General features: G+C 44.3%; 6 protein-coding genes and 2 pseudogenes. 4 read left to right on the forward strand and 4 right to left on the reverse strand.

The window, feature by feature from the left end; all coding sequences use genetic code 11:
* On the reverse strand, positions 1-179 hold a 179-nt coding region (locus IM322_RS11780; RefSeq protein ID WP_287713216.1), incomplete at its 3' end, for a helix-turn-helix domain-containing protein.
* A 187-nt stretch (positions 180-366) separates the two neighbouring features.
* Between IM322_RS11780 and IM322_RS11785 the strand changes: the two are divergent.
* A pseudogene (locus IM322_RS11785) lies at positions 367-576 on the forward strand (glycosyltransferase); the annotation flags it as partial.
* Here the strand turns inward: IM322_RS11785 and IM322_RS23330 are convergent.
* The 3 genes and pseudogenes from IM322_RS23330 to IM322_RS11795 form a co-directional block, all read right to left on the reverse strand.
* Positions 529-1152, reverse strand: a complete 624-nt coding sequence (locus tag IM322_RS23330) for a hypothetical protein (RefSeq protein ID WP_502863324.1) — start codon at positions 1150-1152, stop codon at positions 529-531. The pseudogene IM322_RS11785 and the gene IM322_RS23330 sit on opposite strands and share 48 nt — an antisense overlap.
* Before the next feature lie 141 nt (positions 1153-1293).
* Positions 1294-1574: pseudogene (locus IM322_RS11790) on the reverse strand (hypothetical protein).
* A gap of 77 nt (positions 1575-1651) precedes the next feature.
* Complete coding sequence (locus IM322_RS11795; protein WP_287673479.1) at positions 1652-4117, reverse strand: ATP-dependent Clp protease ATP-binding subunit; 2466 nt, start codon at positions 4115-4117, stop codon at positions 1652-1654.
* Between the two features lie 358 nt (positions 4118-4475).
* On the opposite strand from IM322_RS11795, the gene IM322_RS11800 reads away from it, so the two are divergent.
* The 3 genes from IM322_RS11800 to IM322_RS11810 all read left to right on the forward strand — a co-directional run bounded on the left by IM322_RS11800 (position 4476) and on the right by IM322_RS11810 (position 6680).
* Complete coding sequence (locus IM322_RS11800; protein WP_287713215.1) at positions 4476-4877, forward strand: RusA family crossover junction endodeoxyribonuclease; 402 nt, start codon at positions 4476-4478, stop codon at positions 4875-4877.
* Positions 4874-5542 carry a hypothetical protein gene (locus IM322_RS11805; protein WP_287673477.1) on the forward strand — a complete coding sequence of 223 codons (669 nt, stop codon included), beginning with the start codon at positions 4874-4876 and terminating at the stop codon, positions 5540-5542. Before IM322_RS11800 ends, IM322_RS11805 begins: the two co-directional genes overlap by 4 nt.
* A gap of 697 nt (positions 5543-6239) precedes the next feature.
* A complete protein-coding gene (locus tag IM322_RS11810) occupies positions 6240-6680 on the forward strand; it encodes a DUF29 domain-containing protein (protein ID WP_287673476.1) in 441 nt (146 codons plus the stop codon).
* Positions 6681-6865: the final 185 nt, after the last annotated feature.

The raw sequence follows: 6865 nt of genomic DNA on the forward strand, positions 1-6865 counted from the left end.
CAATCGGTTAGCATTGAAGAAGTTTGAGCATATCCTACTCTTTCTTGTCTTTCGTACCATGCTTGTGTTCGTTCGTGGAGAGCTTTGTTGTAAACTAATCTTACACAGCCCAAAGTGCGCCGCAATAGCGACTCTTGTTCGGGTGTTGGGTAAAATCGGAACCAATAGGCTTTCTCCATGTCTTACATTCTAGCATATATTTGGTAAATGCGCTAGTATTTAACGGTAAAGCCGTCGTAGAACGACGGGGTTTCAGACCCAAAATTTTCGATGAAAAAGAATCAGCAGATTGCGTGCTAACAATTTAGACCACTGCTGTACATAACCTGTTATACTCTTGGGCAAAACGACTCCACCGCGATTGTTATGCTGGAAAATCCGGTCATGGCAGCTGCCGACCCTAATGAGCAGATACCTACTCTAGAATTATCCATCGTCATGCCCTGTCTCAACGAGGCGGAAACCCTGGCCACCTGTATCGGCAAAGCACGAGATTATCTGGAACGACAGCAAATTGCGGGAGAGGTGCTAATCGCCGATAATGGCAGTAGCGATGGTTCCCAAGAAATTGCCACTTGCCAATCCACTCAAAAAAACATAAGGTACTTTGTTAGTTTTAATATAAGCTAAAGCACAAGCATAACCTAAAATCACACAAAGTAGCACTGGATTATTTTGTTGAAAAGTTTGTGCATAGTGGAGAACGGTAGTACCTAGCAACCAAATCAAGCTAGCAGATGCCGCAATTTTCTCCTGAAAATCAAATAGTCTAAGTAACCAATAACAAGAGAGAACAACTAATACATTTAGAGGGATAACTACAAGAAAACTAACCGCAAATTCTCGTAATAAATAAGGCTTAATACTAGGAAAAACTTTAGAGAGTTGAGTGCCAATCCAATCTGCGGGCAACATTAATAAGGATTGTCCCATATCATAAGCTTCATATCGTTTTCCATCTACTCCTAAAACACCAACATGGTCTAATCGAGAGGAAGGATGATAATTTGGGGGTAAAGAAACTTCCTCAGTTCCTGTCCACAGAGCATGGGCCATTCTTAGCCTAACATCGGTATCTGGAGGTAAGTTGGCCGGATTGATTATTGTTATCCAGAGTAGGGCAATAAGAGCTACTTTTGTGACTGTTTTCATGATCATCTATTTTTAGGATCTGTTTGAAAATTTATAGGGCGTTGCTGATTTTAAGTATCAATTGTCCTCTCGGCAATTTTTAAAACCTAGCACTAAGGTAACTTGTGGATAGGAGGCACAATTTAGTATTCATGTCTTGATTCAGCGACACCGCTTTTTACTATCTTCTGATCTGCCGCTTCTAGGCTGGTAATTGCGTTTTCTGCCGTCAAAATAGGAGGAATATCAGTTAAACTGGCAGTTTGATAAACCTGTTCATTTCTAGCAAATAAATTGCTCATATCTTGATAATAATTAGAAGTGATCGATAATAAAACTCCCGCAAAAATATAGAGAGGTAAAGACAAAATAAAACCCTTCGCCCACTGATAAAATTCTACCAATAAAAACAACAATACACAACCCACAACCCATACTTTCATCACAGTTTTTTCTCCTATTTTTACGAGAAAAGGTGAGCAAAAAGCCCACCTTTTATTTAACTAATTCCAGTTAGAATTTATTCCATCACGGGAGCGATTAACTCGCGTCTTTCTCCCGAAATAACTTTCACCTTACCTTCCTCATCGATATCGACCATGGCCGTATCCCCATCAGAAACCCGTCCGGAGAGAATTTCCTCAGCCAGAACATCTTCCAACAGACGCATAATAGCACGACGTAGGGGACGAGCGCCGTAGGCCGGATTATAACCTTCCTCGATCAAGCGTTCTTTAAACTTATCAGTAACAGACAAAGTAATATTTTGTTCTGTCAGACGTTTAAACACATCCTTGAGCAGGATTTCGGCGATTTCCTTGACTTCTTCCTTATTGAGTTGACGGAAGACAATAATCTCATCGAGACGGTTAAGGAATTCAGGACGGAAATATTGTTTTAATTCCTCATTAACCAGCGATCGAATGCGATTATACTGGGCCTCGGCCTGATTATCGGCAAACTCGAAACCTAAACCACCGCCACCCTTCTCGATGACTTTAGAACCGATGTTCGAGGTCATGATCAACAGGGTATTTTTAAAGTCCACCGTGCGACCTTTGGCATCGGTCAAACGTCCATCTTCAAGGATTTGCAGAAGCATATTGAAGACATCGGGGTGAGCTTTTTCGATTTCGTCGAATAGCACCACCGTATAAGGACGACGACGCACCGCTTCCGTTAATTGTCCCCCTTCGTTGTAACCAACATAACCCGGAGGTGAACCGATTAACTTAGAAACCGTGTGCCGTTCCATGTATTCCGACATATCGAGACGGATCATCGCATCTTCGGAACCAAAGAAATAAGCGGCCAGAGCTTTAGTTAACTCGGTTTTACCCACCCCCGTTGGACCGGAGAAGATAAAGGAAGCAATGGGACGGTTGGGATTTTTCAGACCGACGCGAGCGCGACGAATGGCGCGAGACACCGCTTTAACTGCGTCCTCTTGACCGATGAGACGCTGATGCAGGGTATCTTCCATGTGCAGCAGTTTCTCGGATTCGGTTTCGGTCAGTTTATTGACGGGAACCCCAGTCCAAGAAGCGACGATGTGAGCGATTTCCTCCGCGTCAACAAAGGGTTCATCGTTGCCATCTTCGCCTTTTTTGGTGGAAGCGAGATTACGGATCTGGGTTTTGATTTCCATTTCCCGATCGCGCAATTCCCCGGCTTTCTCGAAGTCTTGACCGCGCACCGCATCATCTTTTTGTTTGAGAATTTGCCGCAGTTCTTTATCTAATTCCTTGGCTGCTGGGGGCAATTGGGAATTAATCAAGCGCACTCTCGAACCAGCTTCATCGATTAAATCGATCGCCTTGTCCGGTAAGAAGCGATCGCTAATGTAGCGATCGGACAATTTCGCCGCCGCTTCCAGGGCCTCATCTAAGATTTTTAGTTTGTGGTGCTGTTCGTAGCGTTCCCGGAGACCGTAGAGAATTTCGATCGTTTCTTCTACGGAGGGTTCACCGACCATAACCGGTTGAAAACGTCTTTCTAGAGCCGCATCCCGTTCGATATGTTTGCGGTACTCATCCAAGGTCGTCGCACCGATACATTGCAGTTCTCCTCGGGCCAAAGCCGGTTTGAGAATATTGGCCGCATCGATCGCCCCTTCGGCTGCCCCAGCACCGATGAGAGTATGAACTTCATCGATAACAAGGACGACGTTACCCGCTTGGCGAATTTCGTCCATGATTTTTTTGAGGCGTTCCTCAAATTCGCCGCGATATTTGGTTCCCGCCACTAGCAAGCCGATATCGAGGGTGACAACCCGTTTTTCTTCGAGAATGTCGGGAATATCCTTATTAGCGATGCGTTGGGCCAATCCTTCTGCGATCGCTGTTTTACCTACCCCCGGTTCCCCAATCAGGACTGGGTTATTTTTGGTACGACGGCCAAGAATTTGGATAACGCGCTCGATTTCCTTTTGTCGGCCGACCACGGGATCGAGTTTACCCTCGCTGGCCATTTGGGTTAGATTGGAACCGAATTCATCAAGAGTGGGGGTTTTAGTGCGACCTTGGGAAGATGAACCGGCGGCCACTTCGGCGGTTTCCCCTAACATTCTGATCACTTGGGTGCGAACTTTCGAGAGATCCACGCCGAGATTTTCCAGAACCCTAGCGGCCACACCTTCCCCTTCGCGAATTAGTCCTAAAAGGAGGTGTTCTGTGCCAATATAGTTATGGCCCAGTTGACGGGCTTCTTCGAGGGAGAGTTCTAAAACTCGTTTGGCTCTGGGGGTGAAGGGAATTTCCACGGCTACGAATCCGGAACCGCGACCGATGATTTTCTCCACCTCCACGCGCGCATCTTTGAGATTGACACCCATGGACTTGAGGACTTTGGCGGCAACTCCCGTTCCCTCTCCAATTAGTCCTAGTAAAATCTGCTCTGTTCCCACGAAGTTATGGCCAAGGCGGCGGGCTTCTTCTTGGGCGAGCATGATTACTTTAATGGCTTTTTCCGTAAATCTTTCAAACATAGCCTATCCATCACCTACACAAGCGACCCTAGATATGCTGATTTTAGCACGCCTTTTTAGTTTAGCCGTCTTTCAGTGATCAGTTATTGGGGAGCGGCCTGGAAACCTGCCGATAAGTTGTTCACCCTTGCATAATCCCCTAGGCTCGTGGTCATCCCCTTGCCCATTTTCAGGTCAAAACTCGAAGTATAAGCAGATTAAATATTACTACCTATTGACAAATTAGTATATATGTTGTATGACGGGTGACATACAGAAAGTTGACCCATATCGTTACTCTGGAAATTGTTATGCAAAAAGTTGACCTATAATATGTAGTTAGCCCCTTCTTTGTATTTAAAATAACGTTGGAGTTTCAATGTGGTTTGAGTTCCTAATACCTAAACGCCCAGTTTCTTTGCAGACAAAAAACCGAAAGAATCTCCAATCATGGAAAAATTTTGTCTGTGCTGAAGCCTGCAAAGACTGGTCAGGCGCTCCCCATAGCGGCAACGAGTTGCATTTAACTTTGATTTACCTTTGCGATGATGATCCTGTAGATGTTGATAATATTATCAAGCCCATTCAGGACGCTCTTGTTGGGGCAATTTATGATGACGATTTATTAATATCCGATGTAGAATCTCACCGGCGTCCACTAACAGGTGTGTTTGATATAGCAAAGCACCCCGTGTTACTTGTTGATGGCATATTATCAGGTACAGAATGCGTTTATGTCAGGATAACCGACGCTCAGCCACTGGAGAATTATTTGATATGAATAGCCCAAAAGAAATTCACGATGCCCTTATGAGAAGAGTCGCTCAAAGGTATGAGAAAGAAGGCTATAGGGTTTTTATTGAACCTCAAAGGCAAACTCTGCCTTTTAACTTAGGTTCATATCGCCCTGACCTTCTGGCAATGAAATCTGAAAATGACGGCTATATTATCGAAATAAAGAGCAACGCCAACCGTGTATCAGTAGATCAGTTTCGTGAACTTGCTGAAACTATCGCCCAGCACAACGGTTGGCGCTTTTTGCTGGTTACGGGAGATGATATTTCTCTTAATGAATCAGAGCAAAAAAGTGAAAAACTTTTACTTTCGTGGGAACAAATATTTACCAGAAAAGAAAAAGCGGAAAAGCTCCTTTCTCTTGGCGAAATTGAAGGGGCATTCTTAGCGTTTTGGGGAATATTTGAAGCCACGATGCGTAAACAAGCAGAACAAGCTTCAATCCCAATAGAGCGTTTCCCAACATCATCCCTAATAAGGCATCTATACTCACAAGGTGAACTTTCTATCGAGCAATTTGATAAAACCACAGAACTACTCACTGTTAGGAATCAGTTAGTTCACGGTTATCAATCGCAAAACTTGGAAAAAGAAGTCGTTGAACTTCAAAAATTGGTATCCGAATTACTGGAATTGTGGCATCCAAAATAAAATTTGCGTCCCAAAATGAGCGGGGTTAACAACCGCTTGCACGTGGACGGCGGGGGATTCTCCCCGCCCCAGCCGTAGGGTGCGTTCCCTAATGCAACTTCTACTGCTCCAGCGATCGATTTTGGGGAACGCACCATGCACATTGATTGAAGTTGTGAGTCTAAGTGCGATGCCGCTCTTGTAGTCCTAGTGCGATCGCAATCTTGTAGGGTGCGTTTCCTAGGGCAACTTCTACCGCTTAAGCGATCGATTTTGGGGAACGCACCATGCACATTGATTGAAGCTGTGAGTCTAAGCATCGTAGGTTGGGTTGAGGGAAACAATACTGGGGCGAAAATAGCTCAATTCGCTGGAAAAAGCGAAACCCAACCACCCCAAAGGTTACTCTTTGTTGGGTTTCCTTGGGTCAACCCAACTACAATAATTGCTGCTCTATTGATCGCCCATTTTCAGGTCAAAACTCGAAGTATAAGTAGATTAAATATTACTACCTATTGACAAATTAGTATATATGTTGTAAACCTATATTTTTGTTAATGGTGAGGCGCAAGGTCTCTGGTTTTGGGAAACTCTAGAACTGCGGAAGGGGCTGTAAGCGAACGGTAATCAGTTATCATTAAGAAAACGCTGGATCGTTAACTTAACACAATTAGCCCCACAATACCACCAGAAAAGCTTGAAAAACGGGGAACCGGTTATGCCAACCACCTACGATTGCGATTTAATTCTCTGGGCCCAGGATACGGCTCAACTTTTGCGGGAACAACGCTGGGATGCCATTGACTGGGAGCATTTAATCGAGGAAATCGAGGATTTGGGGAAAAGTGAACGCAGTGCGATCGGTTCTCAAATGGAGCGAATTTTGATTCATCTCCTCAAGTGGCAATATCAACCCCAAAGGCGCTCCGATAGTTGGCTGGATTCCATCAATGATGGGCGATCGCAAATTCGTCGTAAATTAGAGGATAGTCCCAGTTTACGCAGTTATCCCGCGCAAATTTTGGACAAGGAATATACCAGAGCGCGTCAAGAAGCCGCCAGACAAACAGGTTTAGTCCTTAGCATTTTTCCAGAGTTTTGTCCCTATACTATCGCGCAGGTGATAGAAGATTGGTTGCCCGGTGATAGCCTTGATTAAAGGTTAAATAATACTAAATCCGGTTATTAAAGACTGATTATTTAGGCTCTTCGGTTTGTGTTATGCAATGGACGGGGGTTATAAGGGATGGAACCCTTATATAGAAAGGCATTTAGCGATTTTTGTCAATTGTTTTTGATCTAGAGCGAACTAATCAATTAAATCTCTTGCCAGATAAGGATTTA

The organism is Microcystis sp. M109S1, from assembly GCF_020247025.1.
GTDB lineage: Bacteria > Cyanobacteriota > Cyanobacteriia > Cyanobacteriales > Microcystaceae > Microcystis.

Excerpts from the sequence above, each read along its gene's own strand:
- IM322_RS23330 (WP_502863324.1), bottom strand. The coding sequence starts at position 1,152 with ATGAAAACAGTCACAAAAGTAGCTCTTATTGCCCTACTCTGGATAACA.
- IM322_RS11795 (WP_287673479.1), bottom strand. The coding sequence starts at position 4,117 with ATGTTTGAAAGATTTACGGAAAAAGCCATTAAAGTAATCATGCTCGCC.
- IM322_RS11800 (WP_287713215.1), top strand. The coding sequence starts at position 4,476 with ATGTGGTTTGAGTTCCTAATACCTAAACGCCCAGTTTCTTTGCAGACA.
- IM322_RS11805 (WP_287673477.1), top strand. The coding sequence starts at position 4,874 with ATGAATAGCCCAAAAGAAATTCACGATGCCCTTATGAGAAGAGTCGCT.
- IM322_RS11810 (WP_287673476.1), top strand. The coding sequence starts at position 6,240 with ATGCCAACCACCTACGATTGCGATTTAATTCTCTGGGCCCAGGATACG.